Raw genomic sequence first — 21295 nt, forward strand, 5'->3', positions numbered from 1 at the left:
GAAGTTCCTGACGCGGCCGGCGCTCCGGCGGAAAAATACCAGGGGAGTCCTATTCTGCAATTCCTGCAATAGATGCATTACGTGCTGACATAATGTGCATTATCGGTCAACCAGTGGAGAGGTCTGGACGTGTTGGCCGGACGATCTGTCGTTGGATTAGAGAGCGCTCAGCACGTCAGAAATCACCGGTGTGCGCCCGGCCATCGCTGGCACCGGCCTGCTGGCCCTGGTCGTCGGCATCCTGATCCTGTCTTGGCCGGACGCCACCGTCGCCTCCCTCGGGATCCTGTTCGGCCTGTACTACTTGATCCGCGGCATCGTTCACGTAGGCGAGGATTATTCACACAGGGCACGTCCGGCGATAGCCGGGTTGTGAACATCCTGCTCGACGTGCTGCTGATCGTCGGCGGTATCGTGGCAATCAGAAACCCTCTGGACACCCTGGCAGTGCTCGGGATGCTTATCGGGATCTCCTGGATCGTGGAAGGTGTGGCCGGATTGGTCGACACGGCTCCGGACTCCAGCAGGTGGTTCGGCACGGTCTTCGGCGCCATCGCCGTCGTGACCGGCGTCGTGGTGCCCTTCTCCCCCGTCGACTCGGTCACCATTCTGGCCACGATCGGCGGAGTGTTCCTCGTTCTGTCCGGGATCATCCAACTGGCGCAGGCCTTCATGTTCGGCCGGGGTCGGCCGGCGACACTCGATACGGCGTAGCCGCACGGAGCGGCCGCACAGCATTCGCCAGGCCGCACTGCACGTGCTGCCCGCGACGTCAGTTTCGACTGGCGGCTTCGCCGACGTAGTCCGCGATGTCCCCGACGTACCTGGTGTTGTTCTCCGGCACGGCCTCGACGGCCGCCAACGCAACCTCGGCGCCGAATTCGCTGACGTTGTACAGCCGGCCGGCGGCAACCTTACGCGCGGTCATGGTGCCCGGGCTGGCTCGCTCGAGCAGGACGGCGGTGACCGTGCCCTCGATGATGTCGCCGGAAACAACGACGAAACCGATGCCGGCCTCGGCGAACTCGGGGATGAGGGCGCGCAGTGCGTCCTCGCCGGCGCGCTTGCTCCGGGCGACCGGCTCGTATTCGGCCATGGTGGTCGTGGTCTCGACGAAGTGGGCCTGGTGGCTGGTGACGAACACCACGCGGGCACCCGGAGCCAACAAGGGCCGTGCCGCGTGCAGCAGGTTGACCTGGGCGTCCCGATTCAGCTGCATGGCGTAATCCTCGGCCATGCCGCTTTCCATGCCACCGGAGGCGTTCATGACGAGGATGTCGAGGCCGCCGAACTCCGCGCGGATGGTTTCGAACATGGACTCGACGGATGCAGCATCCGTCAGATCTGCGCCGACCGTGATTGCCGTGCCACCTGCGGCGCGGATCGCATCGGCGACCTTGATCGCCCGTGCCTCTTTGTTGCGGAAGTTGATCGCGACGCTGGCGCCCGCCTCGGCGAGGAGGCCGACGGTGGCCGCTCCGACACCACGGGACGACCCCGTGACCAGAGCGCGTTTGCCGGTGAGAGAGCCGGTGTCGAGGGGATTTTTGGGTGCAGTAGTCACAACGTCCAACCCTACCAACATGAGCGGCGGGACTCAGCCTCGGCCAGTCTCGACTCCGGCCAACGAGCAGGTGATAGCTTCGACAGGGAAACGTCACGTGAGAGGCTCCAAAATTGATGGCTGACCTGACCGACTACTTGTGGATCGTGTGGCTCGTCTTCATCCTCGTCTGTGTGATCATCGAGCTGCTGTCTCTCGAGTTCACCTTTCTGATGATTGCTGTCGGCAGCCTGGCCGGCCTGGGGGCGAACCTGCTGGGAGCCGTGTGGTGGCTCCAGATCGTCACGGCCGCCGTGGTATCCGTGCTCCTCATTCTGCTCATACGCCCGGTTCTCCTGCGGCTGATGAGGAAGGGTGCCGATCACACACCGAGCAATGTCGCCGCACTGCTCGGCATGACTGCACAAGTACTGTCCACCGTTCGCCCCTCGGGTGGAATGGTCAAACTGGCCAACGGCGAAACCTGGACAGCCCGCCTCTCCCCCGACACTGACACGCAATCCGCCGAACCCGGTGAGATTGTTCGCGTGACCGCGATCGAAGGCTCCACCGCCGTCGTTCTACCCTCGGAAAGGAACATCACATAGTGCTCTCCACCGGTGAATTCATTGGGCAAATCTTCGTTGCCGCCCTCCTCTTGGTACTCGGGGTGTTCGTCGTCGTCGTTCTGGTCCGGGCCATCAAGATCATCCCGCAGGCCAACGCCGGCGTCGTCGAGCGTCTGGGCAAGTATCACAAGACGCTCGAGCCGGGCCTGAACATCCTGGTTCCCTTCATCGACCGGGTGCGACCCTTGCTGGACATGCGCGAACAGGTCGTTTCCTTCCCCCCGCAGCCGGTGATCACGGAGGACAATCTCGTGGTGTCTATTGACACCGTGGTCTATTTTCAGGTCACGGATGCACGTGCCGCCACCTACGAAATCGCGAATTACCTGGGCGCGGTCGAGCAGCTCACGACGACGACCCTGCGCAATGTGGTCGGTGGCCTCAACCTTGAAGAGGCGCTGACCAGCCGCGACAATATCAACGGGCAGCTGCGGATCGTGCTGGACGAGGCGACCGGCAAGTGGGGTATCCGAGTCGGACGGGTGGAGCTGAAGGCGATCGACCCGCCCCTGTCCATCCAGGATTCGATGGAGAAGCAGATGCGCGCCGAGCGTGACCGCCGCGCGGTCATCCTGACCGCCGAGGGCACGAAGCAGTCGGCGATTCTGACGGCCGAGGGAGCTCGGCAGGCAGCCATCCTGTCGGCGGAGGGTGACGCGAAGGCAGCCGTTCTGCGCGCCCAGGGTGAGGCGGAGGCCATCACCACGGTATTCAGGGCGATCCACGACGGTGACCCGGATCCGAAGCTCCTGGCCTATCAGTACCTTCTGACCCTCCCCAAGCTCGCGGAGGGCAGTGCGAACAAGTTGTGGATCGTGCCCAGCGAACTCACCGCCGCGATGAACGGCATCGGGGCGGCGTTCGGCCATGCCGTCGGCGGCTCGGCCGCCCCCGCGCCGACCGGGCAGGCCGCGCAGACCGGGCAGGCCGGGCAGGCCGCGCAGACCGGGCAGGCCGGGCCGGCCGGCCGGTCCCCCGCCGTCCCGGAGGCGTAGGCGGCGATGTACCTCGAGGGGGTCGGGCCGCGCGTTTTCGCCCATCGCGGCCTCTCCCTTGATGCACCGGAGAACACCCTGCTGGCGTTCCGGCACGCGCTNCCCATCGCGGCCTCTCCCTTGATGCACCGGAGAACACCCTGCTGGCGTTCCGGCACGCGCTCGCGGCCGGCGCGACCCACATCGAGACGGATGTCCACGCCACGGACGACGGAATCGCCGTGCTCAGCCACGACGCTGAACACGATGTGGCCGGAACCCGCATCCGCCTCGACCAGCTCACCATGGGCGAGCTGCGCCGGGTCGGACTCGGTCAGGGGCAATCCTTCGCTTCGCTTCGCGAGGGACTTGACGTCTTCCCGGAGGCCCGGTTCAACATCGACGTCAAATCATTGGCCGCCGTCGAGGCCACGGCCGCGGCGGTCCGGGACGCCGGCGCCATCGACCGGGTGCTGATCACCTCTTTCTCCGAGAACCGCCGTCGCCGCACGGCTGCGCTGCTCCCCGGGGTGGCCACATCGGCATCCGCGTCGGTCTTGATGCGCGCCGTTTTGTCCGCCGAACTGGGCCTTGCCGCTCCGGTGCGGCACTCCCTGAGGAGCTTTGCCGCCGTGCAGGTGCCGGAGTCGGTTCGTTTCCTTCGCATCCTCACTCCCCGCTTCATTCGCGGCATGCACGCTGCCGAGGTGGAGGTGCATGTCTGGACCATCAACGATGCGGAGTCCATGATCCGGCTCCTGGACCTCGGTGTCGACGGGATCGTCACCGACCGGTGCGACCTGGCCGTGGCGATCATCGCGGCGCGAGCCTGAGAGTTCGCTCCGAGAAGTCACATAACGGAAAGATAACGTCCAGCTTGATGGTTTATACCTAGAAGTCGTATCGCGAGAGGAGACCACACGATGGCGGATCGCAGTTTGCGTGGCATGAGGTTAGGCGCACAAAGCCTGCAAAGCGAAGAGGGCGTAACCTTTTCACCACGAGTTAGTCACACGTATCTGTGTGCGACGTGCGCACGGGAGACGGTCATGATCTTCTCGGCAGAGGCGGAAGCCCCTGACGAATGGGAATGTCGCTTCTGTTCACAGACAGCAACCCGGCTGGTTGACTCCAAACCGGTGATAGTGGACCATTCCGACGAGAAAGTACCGCGTACGCATTGGGACATGCTCCTGGAGCGACGCACCCGCGCCGAGCTCGAGGAACTCCTTGAGGAACGGCTGACGTTCCTGCGGGAGCGTCGCGGACAGCAGAAGGTTGGCGCCTGATCGGCCCTTCTCTCGCCGCCTGAACTGATCAGGATTACATGCCACGCGCCCGATTCCGTCGGGCGCGTAGCGCGTTAATGGAGCACAGTACAAACCCGGCGAGGCCGAGGCCGCACACCAGCCACTCGATTACCCGTCCCGCACCCATCGCCGGGGTGACCGTGTCGCTCAGGGGAACTGACTGCACCATCGCTCCGGGCAGCCAGGTCGGCAGACTGTCGAGCGTGGCACCACCCGGCGTGATGATGGCGCTGGTGCCTACGGTGGAGATATTCACGACCGTGCGCCCGGCCTCGATGGCTCGGAGTCGCGCGATGGCCAACTGCTGCACGCTCTCGTCGGTGCGGCCGAAGTCGGCGTTGTTCGTCTGGGCAAGGATGATCTCGGCTTTGTCGTCGACCATTTCCTGAACGAGCTGGTCGTCGGCGATATCGAAGCAGATGGCGAGTCCCGCCACGATCCCGTTGATGTCGAAAACGTTGTCCCGGGTGCCGATGGAGTAGTCGCGCGCGACCAGGTCGATCAGCTCGGGAGCAAATGGCCGCCAGAACGCACGGTCCGGCATGTACTCCGCGAAGGGTACCGGATGCACCTTGTCGTAGATGTCGACGGCGCCCTCCCCCTCCTGCCACAGCAAAGAACTGTTGTAGATCTTGTTGTTCCGCTGCGTTATCGCTCCCGCGATGATCGGGACGCCCATCCGGCGGCTGAGGAAGTCCAGGTTCTTGGCGGCATCCGCTGAACGAAGGGGGTCGATGTCGCTGGCGTTCTCCGGCCACACGACGAAGTCGACCTCCTCGTCGATGACGGCCAAGGTCGCCGAAGTGTGGTCCGCCAGGATCTGCCCCGGTGAGTAGCGCGCGAACAGACCGGCATCCGATGCACCCTGGATGGCAGCCAGACGCACCTCCCCCGTCTGTACCGTCGGCCAGGCCGGTACGACCAATACGACCGCGATCGCCCCTGCGGCTATGCCTGAGCGCACGGTGAGTCGCGCCGGGGTTTCGCGGAGCAACTGCAGAGCCAGGGCGCAGAGCCAGACCAGGACGAAGCTGAGCCCCGACATGCCGACCCAGGCCACCAGTGAATTGAACGGGCTCTCGGACTGGGAGATGGCCACCCTGCCCCAAGCGAATCCGCCATACGGCCATACCGAGGCGAGTGCTTCCCGCACCGTCCACAGCCCAGCCACGACCACCGGCACCACGCCGAGGCGGCCCAGGCTGGTCGGCCACACCCGCGGCCCCGTTTCGAGCACGACACCGATCAGCGCCAGGCTGATGCAAAAGAATATGGTTTGCAAGCCGGCCAGTGCTAGCCAGGGCACAGGTCCGAGATAGAGCGTCAGCCAGCTGATGTGGATCAACCAGAACGCTGATCCGGCCACCAACCCGATGAGCAGGCCGGACCAGAAACCACGCCCCAGTAGGGCAAAGAGCATCAGGAAGACTCCGACCAGGGCCAGAATCCACCACGACCGATCGGGAAACCCGGCGTCCAGGATCGCGCCGGCCGCCGCGGCGAGCAGAATAGCGGCCGGCAACGGGAGGGCCAATGGCCGAAGGGTCCCCGAGATCACGTCATCAGCCTAGGCGACTGACGAGTAGGCCACGATCCCACGGCGGATCGCATCCATGGCCTTGCGAGCGGTGCGGCCGACGGGGTCGTCGGCCACGACCGAGAGCTGATCCAGAAGGTCGATGGTCTGCTTCGTCCAGCGCACGAAGTCGCCCGCCGCCATCTCGGCCTCATCCAGGACGTCGATGAGCGAACCGGCTCGCGCCCACTTCCATATCGCCAGGCTGAGTCCCACCGCGAGGGGGTTGCTGCCGGGAAGCTTGTGATCGCGTTCGAGATCATCGAGGCGGCTCCACAACTCCTGGGTCTCGTGCAGGGCCTCGCGGAAGGCGCCCTTGGGCAGGTAGCGTTCGTCGATCAAACCCTCCTCGCGGCGGGGTTCGAAAACGAGAGCGCAGGCCATGGCGGCGAGACCCGCTGGGTCGAGGTCGTTCCACAGGCCCCGGCGCAGCGATTCCGCCACCAGGAGGTCACGGTCCGCGTAGATGCGCCGCAGGATCAGGCCGCTCGGGCTGAGCGTGACCGTGGCGTCGGGGTTCTCGAGGAGATAGCCGTAGCCCACGAGAACTTCGGTCACCCGGTCGAAGACGCGTGCGACGGCGCCGGTGCGTGTCGTAATCTGCTGGGTGAGGGTATCCGTGTCTCGCCTCAGCGTCCACCAGCGCTGTGCCCACCGTGCGTGCTGCTCGCGCTCAGGGCAGCTGTGGCACGGATGCTCGCGCATGCGCTTACGCAGGCTGCCGAGTTCGCGCTGGCGGCGCTCGCGCGCCGCACGGGCGCCGGTCTCCCCGGCCGCATTTTGGCGCTCGACGTCGGTGAGATTGCGACGGATGGAGGAGTATTCGGTGAAGTCGCCCAGGTGGCAGACCATGGACTGTGCGAACCCGGTCAGTGACTCCTCCTGTTGGCGCACTTTGCGTGCCAGGTCGACGACCGCCCGATCGGCCTGGAACTGGGCAAACGAGGACTCGAGGACCTCACGCGTGCGTTCCCGACCGAACTGGTCGATCAGGTTGACGGCCATGTTGTAGGTCGGTTTAAAGCTGGAATTGAGCGGGTAGGTGCGTCGAGACGCGAGTGACGCCACCGTCTGAGGGTCGAGTCCGGAAGCCCACTGGATCACCGAGTGGCCCACGATGTCGATGCCGCGCCGCCCGGCCCGACCGGTCAGCTGGGTGTACTCCCCCGGGGTGACCGGCACTCTCGCCTCGCCGTTGAACTTCTCGAGCTTGTCGAGCACCACCGTACGGGCCGGCATGTTGATGCCGAGCGCCAGGGTTTCCGTGGCGAAGACGGCCTTCAGGAGCTTCTTCTGGAACAGCTCCTCAACGACCTCCTTGAACGCCGGAAGCAGCCCGGCGTGGTGGGCGGCGACACCCCGCTCGAGGCCGTCGAGCCACTCGAAGTAGCCGAGCACGCCGAGGTCTTCGTCGAGCAGCGTACGGCAGCGCTCGTCGACGATCTGCCGGATCTCCTCGCGCTCCTGAGCGTCGGTCAAGCGCACGCCGGCCCGCAGTACCTGGCGGACCGCCTGGTCGCAGCCGACTCGGCTGAAGATGAAGAAGATCGCCGGGAGCAGGTGTTTGCCCTCGAGCAGCCGCACGATCTCGGAGCGGTCCATCCGCCCCGGTTCGAAACCGCCACGCGGCTGGGTCCCCCGGCCGCGGTCGCGGTCGCCGCCCCGGCGTCCGTTCGCCGAGCGGACGCCGGGTGCGCGCCCGCCCGACTGGGCCAGCCGCACCAGCTCCGGGTTCACCCGGTGGGTCCCGGCCAGGCCGGCCACGTCAAAGAGGTCGAGCATTTTGCTCTTGACCAGCACATGTTGTTCGAGCGGAACCGGTCGCTCTTCGGAGACGATGACATCCGTTTCGCCGCGGACGGCCTGCAGCCAGTCGCCGAATTCTTCGGCGTTTGAGACCGTGGCGCTGAGCGAGACCAGACGTACGTCCTGGGGCAGATGGATGATGACCTCTTCCCAGACGGCACCGCGGAACCGGTCGGCCAGGAAGTGGACCTCGTCCAACACGACGAAGGCAAGGTTTGTGAGGAGGTCCGAATCGGCATAGAGCATGTTGCGCAGCACTTCGGTCGTCATGACCACGATGCGGGCCTGGGGGTTCACGTTCGTGTCGCCGGTGAGCAGGCCCACGGCATCCGCCCCGTATTCCGCGACGAGTTCCTGAAACTTTTGATTGCTCAGCGCCTTCATCGGGGCGGTGTAGAAGACCTTCTTCCGAGAGCTCTGCATTGCTAGATAGATCGCGAATTCGGCGATCAGGGTTTTGCCGGCACCCGTGGGCGCGGCGACGAGCACGCTGTTACCGTCCTCGAGAGACGCGCAAGCGGCCAGCTGGAAGGGATCCAGTCCGAAGCGGAGCCCGGCGCGGAATGACTCCAGGCGGGGCCGGCCGGCGCGGGCTCGGGAGGCGGCATAGCGTTCCGCGGGCGATTCAAGGTTGGTCATCGGATGCGCTCAGAGCGCTAACTCCTGTTCGAGGGAACGGGCGCGGCGGGCGGCACGTCGATCGTGGAGGAACGCGATTCCATAGGCGGCGAAGTAAAGCACGACCATAGGGATGGCAAGAAGGAACATCGAGATCACGTCGGCAGCGGGGGTGGCGATCGCGGTAAACAGCGTGATCAGCAGCACGGCGATCCGCCAGGATTTGATGATCGACTGAGCACTGATCACTCCGGCCAGGTTGAGCAGAACGATGAAGACGGGGAGCACGAAAGCCACACCGATCGCGATCATGAGCTTCAACACGAAGTCGAGGTAACTTTGCGCGACGATGAGAGCGGCGTCTTCCTTGGGTGCGAAACTCGTCATCAGTCCGACGATGTTCGGCAGAACGAACCATCCCGCGGCGCAGCCCGCCAGGAACAGCGGAATGGCGGTGAAGAGGAAGCCGAAGGTGTACTGCTTTTCGATGCGGGTGAGGCCGGGAACCAGGAACGCGAAGATCTGGAAGAGCCAGACCGGGCTGGACACGACGAGCCCCACGTAGAAGGCGATCTTCAACTTCAGGTCAAAGGCACTAGTGATGTCTGGGTAGTTCAGCTGAGCCGTGCGGTCCTGCGCCTCGATGATGGCGTAGATCGGCTCGCGCAGGGCGTCCCACACGAAATCGGACAGGAACCAGCCGACGATCGCACCAACCAGGATTCCTGCCGCAGCGAGGAAGAGACGCTTGCGCAGCTCGAGCAGATGTTGCCCCAGCGACATTTTTCCATCAGTGGCCGTGCGCCGAGGGATTCGCCCCGCCACGGGACTTACGATTTCGTCGTCGGGTCGGCTGTGCCGGCGGCCTTCGAAGAGTCGTCAGCGCTGCCGGTGGTTTCGGCGTCTTCTTTATCGCTCTTGATCTCGTTCTTGAAAATCTTCATGGACTGCCCGAGGCTGCGGGCGAGGCCGGGAAGCTTGGGCGCACCGAACAGAAGCAGAACGATGACGAGGATGATCAGGAAGTGCCATCCGGTCAGGTTGTTAAGCATCAGTATCTGTCCTTTGGGTCAATGGTCGAGTTATAAATAGTTTACCTCTGGCGATCAAGGAATCCCGCCGCCGCTGTCGACGTTGCGCCCGGTCACGCTGAACCAGTTCGAGAGCGCGGTAGAGGTCGGCGGGCTTTGTGAAGACGGCCGGTTGGAACCGGACCTGCGGCGGCATCTCCTGCCTCCGGGTGACGTCAGCGACAAGATCGCCGAGTTCTTGAAGGGCCTCCAGTGTGGCCATGACCTTCTTGAACAGGGCGAACCCGAACCAGGCCAGCATCGCGAGCAGGCCGAGCACCAGGCCGATCCAGATCAGTGCCCACGACCACCACGGCATCGTCTACTCCCCCACGTCTGTCGGTTCGGACTCGTCGTAGCGGGCCACGCCGGCGGCCGCCCACTCGCGCACGACCGCGCGCGCCTCGGCCGGGTCAACCACTTCCACGACTCCGGCGAGGCCGGTGACGAGGCGTTTGAGGCCGTGATAGTGAGCCACTTTGAGTGTCCTCCGCACGCGGTCCCCGTGTGCGCCGGGGGCGCCGTATGGTGCGTAGTCTGCGAGCAGCGGAACGGCAGACGTCGGGAGTTCAACCGTCACATCCTGGTCGGACGCGGAGCCCTCGAAGAGGGTCTCGGTCGGCACAGCATCGGCGGACCGGGGGTTGGTCGGCACGTCGGTCACGTGCAGATCGCTCATTCGGTCGAGGCGAAAGGTGCGGGCCGCTTCGCGGAGGTGGCACCAGCCGCGCAGGTACCAGTCCCGGTCCACAGACTGGATGCGCCACGGGTCGACCCGGCGCAGTTCATTCTCGCCGCGGGCATTCAGGTAGTCGAACTCGATCTGTACTCCGCCGCGGACCGCGGCTTGCACGACCGCGATGCTGCTGCGGGCATCCGTGCCGGAGACGGCAACTTGGCTGGGAGCCGCTGAGGCGCTGCGGGTGAGTTTCGCCATCAGCGACGCGATCGCGTCGACGTCGGCATTCTCCGGTAGCGACGACAGGTATTGCAGGCCGGCGATCAGCGCGGCGGCTTCTCGGGCGGAGAAGCGCGGCGAGTCGTCGATGGCCACGAGGTGGGTGAGCACGATGAGGTCGTTCATTTCGAACTCGTCCCAATGGATATCGAACAGGTCGCCGTGCAGGTACTGGCGGGTTTCCCCGGGGATGCCGGAAACCGCGATGAGGTTGACCGCGTCGCGCACCCGGTCAGGCGACACCCCGAAGTGCTCGGCGACGTCGGTCACGCTGATGCGGTCATGGTCCATCAGGAAGGGAACCAGCGCCAGGAGGAAGGTCAGCTTGTCGGATGCTCCGAGTGCCGGACCGCTGTTCATTCGTCTGCCGCCGTCGTGGTGTCCGGGTGCGCATTCAGATCGAAATCGGTGTGGGCATCCCGCACGGTGATCAGGCGGGACCGGACCGCCGTGCGCAGGGCCGCGGGCGAGTGCACCAGAACCTCCGGGCCGTAGCCGGCGAGCTCGTCGGCGAACACGTTGAGATCGGTGAAGTTCAGGTGGAGAGCGGATGCGTCCGCGTTCGTTCGAATCTCTCCCGGGGCGTCTCGCTTCGACAGTCTCACCGCGGCATCGCTGCCCGGCCGGGCGGCGATCACGGCGATGTTGGCGGTCCACAGCGCCTCGAGCTCGCTGAGCGCTTCCTGCCCCTGACCGTCACCGTGCGCCACGAACGAGGCTCCGGGGACCGTCACCACCGGGCCCACGATCCGGGAGAGCAGGTACGTGCGGGTTGCCACAGCATCCTGGTCGGTACCGAACAGGTGCCATCGTCCGTCGTGCAATACCACGGCGCGGGGCTCGACCTGACGGCGGCGCGCCGCCGCCTCGCCGGGCTTCAGATAGAGGAATGCGACAACCTGACCGCGATCCATTGCCTTGCTGAGCGGTTCGAAGGACGCCTCCCGCACGCGCAGGGACGGCGAGTAACCGAGCACGGGATCGCTCGAGTCGATGCCCAGCGCATGCAGTTTCGTCATCGCACGCCTGGACTCCGAAGACAGGGAGCCCTCCCGCCAGACCGTCGCTGCAAGCTTGAGCAGCATGAGCTCGTCCGGGCTGAAAGTCACGTCCACCGGAAGCTCGTAGAGTCCCTTGGGGATGCGGTAGCGCAAATGGTGGTTGCTCCCGGGATCGTCCGGCGGCTCAACCACCTCGAGCGGAATGCCCAGTTCGCGGATGTCGTCTTTGTCTCGCTCGAACTGCCGCTCCAGGCTCGCGTTGTCGCCGCCGGGGAGGTAGCGCTGGCGGTACCCCTGCACGGTGGACAGAATATCGGCCTTGGTCAACCCGACTTCCGTTGCGATGAGCGCAAGTACCAGGCTGAACAGGCGTTCTTCTACCGAAACACGGCTGTTCTTTTCAATGGTGGACGGCACCCTGCGAGTCTATCCGCCGCTTGCAGGCCGAGACTTAGTTCACGCCGAGGACATCGACGACGAACACGAGCGTTGAGCCTGCGGGGATCTTCTGCGAGGCCTCATCACCGTAAGCCTGATCCGCCGGGATGACTGCGATGACCTGCGAACCGACGGTCTGCCCGATGATGGCCTGGGCGAACCCGGGGATCAGCCCGCCCTCGGTCTTGGAACCGTCCACGATCAGGAACTCGGCCGGTTTCCCGGTCTGCCAGCTGGAATCGAAGACCGTGTTCTCGTTCCAGAGCACGCCCGTGTAGTGCAGGGTCGCGGTGTCGCCTTCCGCGACCTGCTCGCCATCGCCTTTCTTGAGGACGCCGATCTGCAGCTCGGTCGGCGGCTCACTCGACGGAATGGTCAGGCCGGGGGTTCCATCAGTCGCAAGGACAACGGACGGAAGCCCGCTCGCGACCGGCTGGTTGGCGCCGTTGGCCCGGAGCAGGTTGGCGCGCACGACGTCGATCACGAAGACCAGCGAGTCGTCGGCGCCGATGCCACTGTTGGGGTCTCCGCCGGCCGGGCCGAGCCCGTCGTCCGGGGAGACGATGAGAGCCAGCCGGGATCCGACCTGGGCGCACTCAAGGCCCGTCGCCAGGCCCGGGAGCGATTGCTCGTCGTCCAGGACGATGCTGGCCTGATTGACCCCGTCGTACTCGCCCGCGCTGATCAACGCACCCGTCGTACCGTTGTAGAGGCTGAGGTCGAGCTTGACCAGCTGATCCGGGACGAGACCGTCACCCGTGCCGGCGATGATCTCACTGGCCTGGGTGGTGTCCGTCTTCAGCGGGGTCGGGAAGTCCACCGTCGGCGCGGAGCCGAATTCGCCCGACACCGACACGAGCTTCGACGCTGCCCCCTTCGTGGCCGGCGCCTGGCAGTCTGCGGCGTCGACGGGGGTGCTGCAGCCGGTGAGGACCGCGACCAGCAGGCCAGCGGAAGCGATGAGTGCAGGAGCTCTACGCACGGGATCTCATTTCAGTGTGGGGCAGGTGATTGTGCGGGACAGGGGCAAATTCGGGGCCGGATGGCAGGCCGACCCAATTCTAACGGGCGTTGGGTGCGAGGTCGTCGGGTTCGCCCGCGTCGAGCCCGCGAGCCTTAGAGATGGCCGCGCCTGTCTCGGCCATCCGCACGCGCTTGCGCATGACCTTCGAGCTGACACTGCGTTCGCCGAGAGCGCCCGGCGTCCAGGCCTCCACATCGGCATCGGAGAAGTCGGTCTTCGACGGACGGCGCTTCAATTCGGGAAGAATCGTGTCCGGGGCGAGACGGCGGGCCGTGATCAGGAAACCCGTGTGCCCGATCATCCGGTGATCGGGCCGCACGGCGAGACCCTCGACGTGCCACCCGCGAACCATGGTCTCGTTCGAGTCCGGGTTCGTGTAGAAACCGGTCGCACGGATGGCCTCGGCCACTCGCGAGAGCTGGGTCACCGTGGCCACGTAGCAGAGCAGCACTCCGCCTGGCTTGAGCGCGTCCGAAACAGAGCCCAGGCACTCCCAGGGCGCGAGCATGTCGAGCACGACACGGTCCACGCTCTGGGCCGGCATCGTGTCGGGCAGGGTATCGGCGAGGTCGCCGAGCGTGATGCTCCAGTTGGCGGGATCAGACCCGAGAAAGGTCGCGATATTGTCACGGGCTACATCCGCGAACTCGCTGCGGCGTTCGAATGAGGCCAGCCTCCCGGCGGGGCCGATGGCGCGCAGTAGCCAGAGCGACAGGGCGCCGGAACCGACGCCGGCCTCCACCACAGTCGCCCCCGGGAAGATATCGGCCTGCGCGATGATCTGGGCGGCGTCCTTGGGATAGATGATGGCAGCACCGCGCGGCATCGACATCACGAAGTCGTTCAGCAACGGCCGCAAGGCGAGGTGCTCCACGCCGACGTTGTTCGTGACGACCGAGCCGTCCGGGACACCGATGACGTCATCGTGCGCCAGGATTCCCCGGTGGGTGTGGAAGACCTTGCCTGGTTCCAGGGTGATCGTGTTCAGTTTGTTCTTGGGTCCGGTTAGCTGTACCCGGTCGCCGATCCGGAAGGGTCCGCTGTTTTGGATGACCTGGTTGTCGCTCATGCGTGGGTTACGTCCTTGCTCTCGGGTCAGTGTGGGTCGGTCGGGGCCGGCTTGCGGCCGAGGGATCCGCGACGGGCGGTGTACAGCGAGGTGAAACCGTGCAGAGTGCGACCGGCGAGGGTCGGCCAGAGCTCGTAGTGCGCGCTCTCAGGCAGGGAGACCATGTGCGGGACGCCGACGACGACGGCCCCGGATGCCACGGCGGCCGCGATGCCCGGAATGGAATCCTCGACCGCGATGCAGTGCTCGGGGTCGACGCCGAGCAGCCCGGCGGCCGTCAGGTACGCCTCTGGATGCGGCTTGCTGTTCGTGACCATGTCGCCGGCGATAATGGTGTCGAAGGCGGTGAATCCGACAAGTTCGGCGATCTGTCGTGCCATCCGCTGCTGTGACATGGTGACCAGCGCCATGGGGACGCCGGCGGTCTTGAGATCGGCGAGCAGTTCGAGCGCGCCAGGCCGCCACGGGGCACCGCAGGTTCTCAGGAGTTCCTGGACACGGCTGGTGAGCCGGTGCACGATGGCGTCGCCGTCCAGGTCGACGCCCCGATCCTGCAGGATGACCGCGGAACCCTCGAGGCCGGAGCCGACCAGCAGCATGGCGTCGCTGTGGGACCAGACGCCGCCGAAGGACTCGACCAGTTCCGTCTCGGCCCGCATCCAGTACGGCTCGGAGTCCACGATGGTGCCGTCCATGTCCCAGAGCACGGCCGCAGGCAGGGAGGAATTGATTCGGATCGCGTTCACGGAGTTCAAGTGTAGGGGGCACCGCCTATCCTTGATGGATGGTGCGCCGTGCGGGGCACCCCGTCGAAAGAGGTTTCGGACAGTGACAGAGGCTAATGGGTTCCTCAACGGTCGCCTCCTGGTGGTGGCGTTCGAGGGTTGGAACGACGCCGGCGAGGCGGCGACCGGCGCCGTGGGCACCCTGAAGGATCTGCTGGATGTCTCCCCGGTCGCGGAGATCGACCCAGAGATCTACTTCGACTATCAGTTCAACCGGCCCACCATTTCGGCCGGCGGCGAAGACGGCCGGCGCAAACTGGAGTGGCCGGGTGCGGTACTCTACGGACCGACGACCCCCGCCGAGGCCGGGGCTCCCCTGGCCGACGACGCGCAGCTGCGCGTCAGCGGCACGAACGCCGGAAACATCTATCTGCTCCTTGGAACGGAACCGTCCCGCAGCTGGAAGGGATTCGCCGCAGAGATCCTCGACGCCGCCCTCGCCGCGGATGTCGGCGGCATCGTCTTCCTCGGGGCGATGCTGGCCGATGTTCCCCACACCCGGCCTATCTCCATCTTCGTCTCCAGCGACAACCCGCAGGTACGGGCCGAACTTCAGGTTGAGCGCAGCACCTACGAAGGCCCCGTCGGCATCCTGAGCGTGCTCGCGATCGCCGCGGAGGAGGTCGGCATTCCGACCCTGTCGATCTGGGCGTCCGTCCCCCACTACGTGCACAATGCACCGTCGCCGAAGGCGATGCTGGCACTGATCGACAAGCTTGAGGAGATCATCGATGTCGTCATCCCGCGCGGCGACCTGGTGAGCGAGGCCGATGAATGGCAGAGCGGCATCGACACGCTGGCGGCCGAGGACGACGAGATGGCGGCCTATATCGGGCAGCTCGAACAGGCTCGCGACACGGTCGATTCCCCGGAGGCCAGCGGCGAAGCGATCGCCCAGGAATTCGAGAAATATCTGCGCAAGCGCGGCGATGGCCGGGACGGTCCCGGCGAGGGGCGCCCGCCGCTCGACTCGCCCCGCCAGCCCTAAAGAGCCACGCCGAGCAGCGCGTCGACCGCGCGGGCCAGCAGTGCCGGCTCGTCGACTCTGTCGGAGTCGGCTGCGGCGGCGTCCACGACCGCCAGCGCGCCAGGGGTGTCGAGGTCGGCGGCGAGGGCGGCCCGCAGCCGTTCGATGACCGCGTGCGTGTCGAGGGTTCCGGCCGTGCCCGCTGTCCCGAAGGCCGCGGTCCAGGCCGTGAGGCGGGCCTCCGCCGCCCGAAGGTGCGCGTTCGTCCACTCCCAATCGGCGCGGTAGTGCTGGTCGAGCAGGGCCAGACGGATTGCTCGCGGGTCGGTTCCCGCGGTGCGCAGTTTGGACACGAGCACCAGATTTCCGAGCGACTTGCTCATCTTCTCGCCCTGATAGGCCACCATGCCGGTGTGGCTGTAGACGCCGGCCAGCGGATGCCCGGATAGGGCTGCCGCGTGCCCCGCACTCATATCGTGGTGCGGGAAGATCAGATCGCTGCCGCCGCCCTGCACCGTGAAGTCCGTGCCGAGTTCCTTCAGTGCGATGACCGAACACTCAATGTGCCAGCCCGGACGGCCGGCGCCGACGCGCGACGCCCAGGACGGTTCCCCGGGGCGGGCCGAGCGCCAGAGCAGCGGGTCGAGGACGTCCCGTTTGCCGGGACGGGCCGGGTCTCCCCCGCGTTCGGAGAACAGGGTGAGCATGGCCTCGGAGTCGAGATTGCTCTCGTCGCCGAGCGTCCACGAGGTCGCGCGCTGCGCGGCCTCAATGTCGAAGTAGATGTCGGAACCGGCGGCCTCCGTCGGCTCGGGCGCGCCTGCGGCGGCCGCGTCCATGGGGACCGGGTACGCGAGGCCGGCATCCCAGAGCTGGGCCACGGCATCCGCAATCTCGTCGATGACCTCGGTGACGGCGACATAGTCGTTCGGCGGGATGATCCCCAGTGCCTCCATGTCGGTGCGGAAGAGGTTCACCTGCGACTCGGCGAGAACCTCCCAGTCGACGCCGGTGGCGGCCGCTCGCTCGAGGAGCGGGTCGTCGACATCCGTCACGTTCTGGGCGTAGTGCACCCGGTAGCCGCCGTCCAGCCAGACCCGCTGCAGAGTGTCGAAGGCCAGGTAGGTGGCCGCATGGCCGAGGTGCGTGGCGTCGTAGGGAGTGATCCCACACACGTACAGCCGGGCGACGTCATTGGGTTTGGCCTCGATCAGGGACGCGGTGGCGGTATCGTGCAGCCAGGGTGCGCCGGACTGACCGGGGAGTTGCGGAATTTCGGGTCGTCGCCAGGCACGCATTTTCCCAGCCTAACTAGGCGGAGATGGTGTTCGTCACCAGCAGGCCGCTCAGCACGAGGCCGAGCACGATGCGGTAGATCACGAACGGCAGGAAGCTACGTCTGGAGATGTAGCTCATGAAGAACTTGATCACGAACAGGGCGACGACGAAGCCGATGACCGTGGCCGCCAGGGTGTCCCACGGGCCGAAAATCTCCGGGGTGCAGTTTGTCGCACCCTCCAGGCAAGGCTTGACGATCGATTTGTACACCTGGAACAGCCCGCTGCCGAGAACGGCCGGGATGGCGAGCAGGAAAGCGTAGCGGGCGGCGGCGGCGCGCTCGTACCCCATGAACAGGCCGGCGGTGATCGTGCCTCCCGAGCGGGATACGCCGGGGATCAACGCGAGGGCTTGGGCGAAGCCGTAGACGATGCCATGGGGCACGGTGAGGTCGCCCAGCCGGCGGCGCTTGGCCCCGACGTAATCGGCGATTCCGAGCAGGACGCCGAAGCCGATCAGCACGCTGGCGGTAATCCACAGGTTGCGGAGCGAGGACTCGATCTGGTCCTGGAAGAGCAGGCCGAGCGCCACGATGGGCAGCGATCCGAGGATGATCAGCCAGCCCATCCGCGCGTCCGGGTCGGCGCGCGGAACCTTGCCGACGAGGGACTTGGACCACTGCCCGATGATGCGCACGATATCGCGCCAGAAGTAGATCGCCACGGCAGCCTCGGTACCGATCTGGATGATCGCGGTGAAGCGGGCTCCCGGGTCACCTCCGGTTCCCAGGAATTCCCCGACGATACGGATGTGGGCGCTGGAGGAGACCGGGAGGAATTCGGTCAGTCCCTGCACGAGTCCCAGGATGAGTGCGTCGATGAAGTTCACGAAATGCCCTTTTGCTGTTCAGTAGTTCGAGAGCAGGTCGGTCAGGACCTGCTTGCCAAACACTAACGCGTCGAGAGGCACCCGTTCGTCGACCCCGTGGAACATCGCCGGGAAATCGAGGTCGGCGGGGAGCTTGAGCGGGGCAAAACCGTAACCCTTGATCCCGAGGGTGCTGAGGGCCTTGTTGTCCGTGCCGGCGGAGAGCAGGTAGGGCAGCACCGGAGCGCCCGGATCGTGTCGGCCGAGGGTCTCGATGACCGCATCGACGAGGGGCCCGCCGAATTCTGTTTCGAGACCGATGTCGCGGTGCATGATCACGATCTCGATGTCGGGGCCGACCAGCGCGGCCACTTCGGCGAGTACGGAATCCTCGTCGCCGGGCAGGGTGCGGATGTCGATGAGCGCCTCGGCCCGGTCCGGGATGACGTTGTGCTTGTACCCGGCGTGCAGAACGGTGGGATTGGTCGTGGTGCGCAGACTCGCTTGGATGAAGCCCGAAGCCGTGCCAGTGGCGAGGGCCAGCTCGTCGGGACCGACACGTTGGGGGTCGACGTCGAGCACCCGTGCCAGCTCCGCCAACAGCTGGGTGGTGGTCTCGGTCAGACGGATCGGCCACTCACGCCGGCCGACCTTGGCGACAGCCTCGGCGAGCCGGGTCACGGCGTTGCTACGGATCAGCCGGGACCCGTGGGCCGCCTCGCCCCGCGCCACAAGCTTGATCCAGATCAGCGCCTTCTCGCCCGTCTGGAGCAGGTAGGCACGCTGACCGCCGAGCGTGATCGAGTAGCCCCCGACCTCGCTGATTGCCTCGGTGGCGCCCTGGAAGAGCTCCGGACGGGTGTCGACGAGGTAGTGCGAGCCGAGCACTCCCCCGGCCTCCTCGTCGGCGAAGAACGCCACGATCAGTTCACGGGCCGGTTCCTGGCCGGAGCCGAGGATGTTTTGGAGCGACGCGAGCATCATGGCGTCCATGTTCTTCATGTCAACGGCTCCGCGGCCCCACAGGAGGCGGTCCTTGATCACGCCGGCGAACGGGTCCACCGACCAGGCCTCCGGGTCAGCGGGAACGACGTCGAGGTGGCCGTGGACCACCAGCGCCCCGCGGCTGCTGTCGCGACCCGGAACGCGCACGACGACACTCGTGCGGCCCGGTTCTGAATCGAACAGCTGCGGGGCGAGGCCGAGAGACCGCAGGTTCGCCTCGACGTACTCGGCGGCATCCGTTTCGCCGTTCGAACGGCCCTCGCCATAGTTGGTCGTGTCGAAACGGATGAGGTCGCGAGCGATCGTGGCCGTGAGGTCCAGTGCAGCGTCGGCCGGTGTGTTGTCAGCAGAGGAAAGCATGCGTGTCACGCTACCGGGCCTCGCCGCCGGCCGGCGACGGTGGGCGCGGCTGGAGGGCCTCGAAATCCGTGCTAGATTATCTATTCGGCGGCCGGGAACGGCCGCTGAAACACTCGGCCCGGGTGGCGGAATGGCAGACGCGCTAGCTTGAGGTGCTAGTGCCCTTATGGGCGTGGGGGTTCAAGTCCCCCCTCGGGCACAGAAATTAGATTCGGATCATTCCGAGTCCATGTGGAAATAGGTCGCGACAATCGATACCGGTTGCGCGGCCTATTTTTTTTTCCATGGTCGAACGTGCCTCCGGCTGGAACGCAGTCTCCTCGCCATCACCCCGTATCGGAGGTCCGCCGGCGGCAGCTTCACCGCCGACATGCTCGGCGCCGCCCACTTTTCCCGCAGGCAGTCGCCAATGAAGAACTGATTCATGCCACCATCTGTCAACCGTTCATCGGCCCCTCTCCCGTGCGCGCCTACATCGCACACCTCATGCCGGCGATCCTCGACGGGACCGTCAATCCCGGTAGAATCTTCGACCGCTCGGTGAACCTCGACGCAGTCCCCGTCGCCAAGCGTGACAGGGGCAACCGCGAAGCCCTCACGATCATGATCGCCCTCTGACCGGCCGCGTCGCGGCCAGAGGTCAGCGACCGAGGGAAGATCGTAGGGGCTGTGCTCGCAGTTGCCCGAGGTCGCGGCTTGGCAGCCTATTCCTCAAACGTCACGTTGCCGCGGCAGGCTTCGCCCGGGCTGGGCACCAGATCCTTGAAGCCGTGGCTGACGAACCGCCCGTAGCTCTGCACGCGCCCGTCCGTGACGAAGTCGTCGTTGAATTGGGGCGGCTGGTTTTCCTCAGCATCGGGGAGGTCCCGGCCCGAATAGGCGCACGCCGAACTCGCGTTCGTTGCGCCCGGGACCGGACTGCCATTGCCACTGGTCTCGCCAGCCTGGGCCGAAGTGGCGCCGACGAAAACAAGTCCGAGTGCGACAACGCACCCCAGTACCATGCGTTTCATGAGTAATCCTCTCAACAAGGGACGACCCGCCTGGCATCGGGTGAGCCAGCGTCCCGCCCCACCTTCGCGGACGATACTCCTCGGTGGCTATCTGGACAACGGGCGGAAGACACATTCGGAGAGCCATCCATGACCGCGCGAACCGCTCGTTCCCCCCAGGCAGGCCAAGAGCCGCATCCGCATCCGCATCCGACTTCGAGGAGTCGGTCGCCGGGCTTCGGCCGCAATTTCTCGACCACGAGCGGTATTTGTTCTCCTACACCTCGTCAGGGATGTACCGGAACGCGGAAAGCACGGGCGGAGGTAGATCATCGACGGCCCGAGCACCAACTCGTGGAAGGCATCCGCCACGTCGTCGTGGCGGTGGATCGCTTGGGCGTCGAACCGCCGCGCGGGGCTAGACCGCTTCGGTGAGGGCCCCGGAGAGAACCTCGTCCAAAGCCAGGACGGTGTCTTCCGGCGATGTGCCGAGCGCCAGCGCCAGCTCAGACTCCAGGAGTTGACGGGACTTGGCGAGCATCCGCTTCTCACCGGCGGACACGCCGCCGTCCTGTTCGCGGCGCCACAGGTCCCGGACGACTTCGGCGACGCGCGTCACGCTGTCACTCGCCATCTTCTCTTGATTCGCTTTGAATCGGCGGCTCCAGTTCGTTGCTTCCTCCGTGAACGGCTCGCGCAGAACCTTGTAGACCTCTTCCAGCCCAGCGGCATCGATGACGTCACGCACTCCAACAAGCCCCGCATTCGCGATGGGAAGTTGGATTGTGAGCTGCGACGAATGCACGCGCAGCGTCATCGCCGGCTGGGCGACGCCCTTCAGCGTTATGGTGGAGAGCTCAGTAAGGGTGACCGCACCGTGGTGCGGATAGACGAGGGTTTCCCCAACGATGAACTTCAAACTGACTCGATTCAGATCGTGCTGCATGCGGCGTCCCGGTGGCGCCGACTAGCCGAATTCCCGGTGGCCAACCTGTCAATCGTGCCACAGTCCCCTGAACGTTCAC

General features: G+C 65.7%; 23 protein-coding genes, 1 tRNA gene and 1 pseudogene. 9 read left to right on the forward strand and 16 right to left on the reverse strand.

The genetic code is table 11. The features are described from left to right. The first annotated feature begins 190 nt into the window (after nucleotides 1-190). Nucleotides 191-376, forward strand: coding sequence for a DUF308 domain-containing protein (locus CXY82_RS04680; protein WP_158252125.1), 186 nt, complete (start codon nucleotides 191-193; stop codon nucleotides 374-376). Then, nucleotides 373-714, forward strand: coding sequence for a DUF308 domain-containing protein (locus CXY82_RS04685; RefSeq protein WP_158252126.1), 342 nt, complete (start codon nucleotides 373-375; stop codon nucleotides 712-714). Before CXY82_RS04680 ends, CXY82_RS04685 begins: the two co-directional genes overlap by 4 nt. A gap of 58 nt (nucleotides 715-772) precedes the next feature. Here the strand turns inward: CXY82_RS04685 and CXY82_RS04690 are convergent, their stop codons facing one another. After that, nucleotides 773-1564 (reverse strand): SDR family oxidoreductase, encoded by a 792-nt coding sequence (locus CXY82_RS04690; RefSeq protein ID WP_233199204.1) that lies wholly within the window; start codon nucleotides 1562-1564, stop codon nucleotides 773-775. A 116-nt stretch (nucleotides 1565-1680) separates the two neighbouring features. Here CXY82_RS04690 and CXY82_RS04695 point away from each other — a divergent pair, with 116 nt between their 5' ends. The 4 genes and pseudogenes from CXY82_RS04695 (at nucleotide 1681) to CXY82_RS04710 (ending at nucleotide 4435) form a co-directional block, all read left to right on the forward strand. Then, nucleotides 1681-2151: an NfeD family protein gene (locus CXY82_RS04695; RefSeq protein WP_199180882.1), complete on the forward strand. Its 471-nt coding sequence runs from the start codon at nucleotides 1681-1683 to the stop codon at nucleotides 2149-2151. Between the two features lie 20 nt (nucleotides 2152-2171). Then, nucleotides 2172-3167 (forward strand): SPFH domain-containing protein, encoded by a 996-nt coding sequence (locus CXY82_RS04700; RefSeq protein ID WP_370443682.1) that lies wholly within the window; start codon nucleotides 2172-2174, stop codon nucleotides 3165-3167. Nucleotides 3168-3283: 116 nt separating this feature from the next. Continuing rightward, nucleotides 3284-3979: pseudogene (locus CXY82_RS18515) on the forward strand (glycerophosphodiester phosphodiesterase family protein); the annotation flags it as partial. A gap of 90 nt (nucleotides 3980-4069) precedes the next feature. Then, the gene (locus CXY82_RS04710) at nucleotides 4070-4435 is read left to right on the forward strand and encodes an RNA polymerase-binding protein RbpA (protein WP_104169902.1); all 366 of its coding nucleotides are present in this window, start codon (nucleotides 4070-4072) and stop codon (nucleotides 4433-4435) included. A 34-nt stretch (nucleotides 4436-4469) separates the two neighbouring features. Here CXY82_RS04710 and lnt read toward each other — a convergent pair whose 3' ends face one another. The 10 genes from lnt to CXY82_RS04760 form a co-directional block, all read right to left on the reverse strand. Continuing rightward, nucleotides 4470-6014, reverse strand: coding sequence for an apolipoprotein N-acyltransferase (gene lnt, locus CXY82_RS04715; RefSeq protein ID WP_104169903.1), 1545 nt, complete (start codon nucleotides 6012-6014; stop codon nucleotides 4470-4472). Nucleotides 6015-6023: 9 nt separating this feature from the next. Then, nucleotides 6024-8477 (reverse strand): RNA helicase, encoded by a 2454-nt coding sequence (locus tag CXY82_RS04720; RefSeq protein WP_104169904.1) that lies wholly within the window; start codon nucleotides 8475-8477, stop codon nucleotides 6024-6026. Nucleotides 8478-8486: 9 nt separating this feature from the next. Further along, entirely contained in the window at nucleotides 8487-9239 is a 753-nt protein-coding gene (tatC, locus tag CXY82_RS04725; RefSeq protein ID WP_104169905.1) for a twin-arginine translocase subunit TatC, read from the reverse strand. Between the two features lie 47 nt (nucleotides 9240-9286). Continuing rightward, the gene (gene tatA / locus CXY82_RS04730) at nucleotides 9287-9508 is read right to left on the reverse strand and encodes a twin-arginine translocase TatA/TatE family subunit (RefSeq protein WP_104102079.1); all 222 of its coding nucleotides are present in this window, start codon (nucleotides 9506-9508) and stop codon (nucleotides 9287-9289) included. Next, nucleotides 9501-9845: a hypothetical protein gene (locus tag CXY82_RS04735; protein ID WP_104169906.1), complete on the reverse strand. Its 345-nt coding sequence runs from the start codon at nucleotides 9843-9845 to the stop codon at nucleotides 9501-9503. Before CXY82_RS04735 ends, tatA begins: the two co-directional genes overlap by 8 nt. 3 nt (nucleotides 9846-9848) lie before the next feature. Then, nucleotides 9849-10844, reverse strand: coding sequence for a YafY family protein (locus CXY82_RS04740; RefSeq protein WP_104169907.1), 996 nt, complete (start codon nucleotides 10842-10844; stop codon nucleotides 9849-9851). After that, a complete protein-coding gene (locus CXY82_RS04745) occupies nucleotides 10841-11902 on the reverse strand; it encodes a YafY family protein (RefSeq protein ID WP_233199205.1) in 1062 nt (353 codons plus the stop codon). Before CXY82_RS04745 ends, CXY82_RS04740 begins: the two co-directional genes overlap by 4 nt. Nucleotides 11903-11936: 34 nt before the next feature. Next, a complete protein-coding gene (locus CXY82_RS04750) occupies nucleotides 11937-12905 on the reverse strand; it encodes an FKBP-type peptidyl-prolyl cis-trans isomerase (protein ID WP_104169908.1) in 969 nt (322 codons plus the stop codon). Between the two features lie 79 nt (nucleotides 12906-12984). After that, nucleotides 12985-14016, reverse strand: coding sequence for a tRNA (adenine-N1)-methyltransferase (locus CXY82_RS04755; protein WP_104169909.1), 1032 nt, complete (start codon nucleotides 14014-14016; stop codon nucleotides 12985-12987). A 26-nt stretch (nucleotides 14017-14042) separates the two neighbouring features. Continuing rightward, nucleotides 14043-14747: an HAD family phosphatase gene (locus CXY82_RS04760; RefSeq protein ID WP_255408572.1), complete on the reverse strand. Its 705-nt coding sequence runs from the start codon at nucleotides 14745-14747 to the stop codon at nucleotides 14043-14045. 97 nt (nucleotides 14748-14844) lie between these two features. On the opposite strand from CXY82_RS04760, the gene CXY82_RS04765 reads away from it, so the two are divergent. After that, a complete protein-coding gene (locus CXY82_RS04765; RefSeq protein WP_233199206.1) occupies nucleotides 14845-15789 on the forward strand; it encodes a proteasome assembly chaperone family protein in 945 nt (314 codons plus the stop codon). Here the strand turns inward: CXY82_RS04765 and mshC are convergent. From mshC to CXY82_RS04780, 3 genes are read right to left on the reverse strand one after another with little or no spacing between them, the layout of a single operon-like run. Continuing rightward, nucleotides 15786-17066, reverse strand: a complete 1281-nt coding sequence (mshC, locus tag CXY82_RS04770) for a cysteine--1-D-myo-inosityl 2-amino-2-deoxy-alpha-D-glucopyranoside ligase (RefSeq protein WP_104169911.1) — start codon at nucleotides 17064-17066, stop codon at nucleotides 15786-15788. The genes CXY82_RS04765 and mshC overlap by 4 nt on opposite strands. 13 nt (nucleotides 17067-17079) lie before the next feature. Continuing rightward, complete coding sequence (locus CXY82_RS04775; RefSeq protein WP_104169912.1) at nucleotides 17080-17934, reverse strand: undecaprenyl-diphosphate phosphatase; 855 nt, start codon at nucleotides 17932-17934, stop codon at nucleotides 17080-17082. A gap of 18 nt (nucleotides 17935-17952) precedes the next feature. Further along, nucleotides 17953-19278 carry a M20/M25/M40 family metallo-hydrolase gene (locus tag CXY82_RS04780; RefSeq protein WP_104169913.1) on the reverse strand — a complete coding sequence of 442 codons (1326 nt, stop codon included), beginning with the start codon at nucleotides 19276-19278 and terminating at the stop codon, nucleotides 17953-17955. A 116-nt stretch (nucleotides 19279-19394) separates the two neighbouring features. Here CXY82_RS04780 and CXY82_RS04785 point away from each other — a divergent pair. Then, nucleotides 19395-19477 (forward strand) — tRNA-Leu (locus CXY82_RS04785). Nucleotides 19478-19740: 263 nt separating this feature from the next. After that, nucleotides 19741-19896: a hypothetical protein gene (locus tag CXY82_RS17530; protein ID WP_199180883.1), complete on the forward strand. Its 156-nt coding sequence runs from the start codon at nucleotides 19741-19743 to the stop codon at nucleotides 19894-19896. 86 nt (nucleotides 19897-19982) lie between these two features. Here CXY82_RS17530 and CXY82_RS04795 read toward each other — a convergent pair whose 3' ends face one another. Together CXY82_RS04795 and CXY82_RS04800 are read right to left on the reverse strand one after the other, a co-directional pair. After that, a complete protein-coding gene (locus CXY82_RS04795) occupies nucleotides 19983-20291 on the reverse strand; it encodes a hypothetical protein (RefSeq protein ID WP_104102102.1) in 309 nt (102 codons plus the stop codon). 397 nt (nucleotides 20292-20688) lie between these two features. After that, nucleotides 20689-21189, reverse strand: a complete 501-nt coding sequence (locus CXY82_RS04800; RefSeq protein WP_104102105.1) for a CarD family transcriptional regulator — start codon at nucleotides 21187-21189, stop codon at nucleotides 20689-20691. Between the last annotated feature and the right edge of the window lie 106 nt (nucleotides 21190-21295).

The sequence above is a fragment of the Cryobacterium sp. M23 genome, assembly GCF_002929655.1.
Lineage (GTDB): Bacteria > Actinomycetota > Actinomycetes > Actinomycetales > Microbacteriaceae > Cryobacterium > Cryobacterium sandaracinum.

Bases quoted from the DNA above. Each gene is read 5' to 3' on its own strand.
- CXY82_RS04695 (WP_199180882.1), top strand. From the start codon at position 1,681: ATGGCTGACCTGACCGACTACTTGTGGATCGTGTGGCTCGTCTTCATC.
- CXY82_RS04710 (WP_104169902.1), top strand. From the start codon at position 4,070: ATGGCGGATCGCAGTTTGCGTGGCATGAGGTTAGGCGCACAAAGCCTG.
- CXY82_RS04720 (WP_104169904.1), bottom strand. From the start codon at position 8,477: ATGACCAACCTTGAATCGCCCGCGGAACGCTATGCCGCCTCCCGAGCC.
- tatC (WP_104169905.1), bottom strand. From the start codon at position 9,239: ATGTCGCTGGGGCAACATCTGCTCGAGCTGCGCAAGCGTCTCTTCCTC.
- tatA (WP_104102079.1), bottom strand. From the start codon at position 9,508: ATGCTTAACAACCTGACCGGATGGCACTTCCTGATCATCCTCGTCATC.
- CXY82_RS04735 (WP_104169906.1), bottom strand. From the start codon at position 9,845: ATGCCGTGGTGGTCGTGGGCACTGATCTGGATCGGCCTGGTGCTCGGC.
- CXY82_RS04740 (WP_104169907.1), bottom strand. From the start codon at position 10,844: ATGAACAGCGGTCCGGCACTCGGAGCATCCGACAAGCTGACCTTCCTC.
- CXY82_RS04755 (WP_104169909.1), bottom strand. From the start codon at position 14,016: ATGAGCGACAACCAGGTCATCCAAAACAGCGGACCCTTCCGGATCGGC.
- mshC (WP_104169911.1), bottom strand. From the start codon at position 17,066: ATGCGTGCCTGGCGACGACCCGAAATTCCGCAACTCCCCGGTCAGTCC.
- CXY82_RS04780 (WP_104169913.1), bottom strand. From the start codon at position 19,278: ATGCTTTCCTCTGCTGACAACACACCGGCCGACGCTGCACTGGACCTC.
- CXY82_RS04795 (WP_104102102.1), bottom strand. From the start codon at position 20,291: ATGAAACGCATGGTACTGGGGTGCGTTGTCGCACTCGGACTTGTTTTC.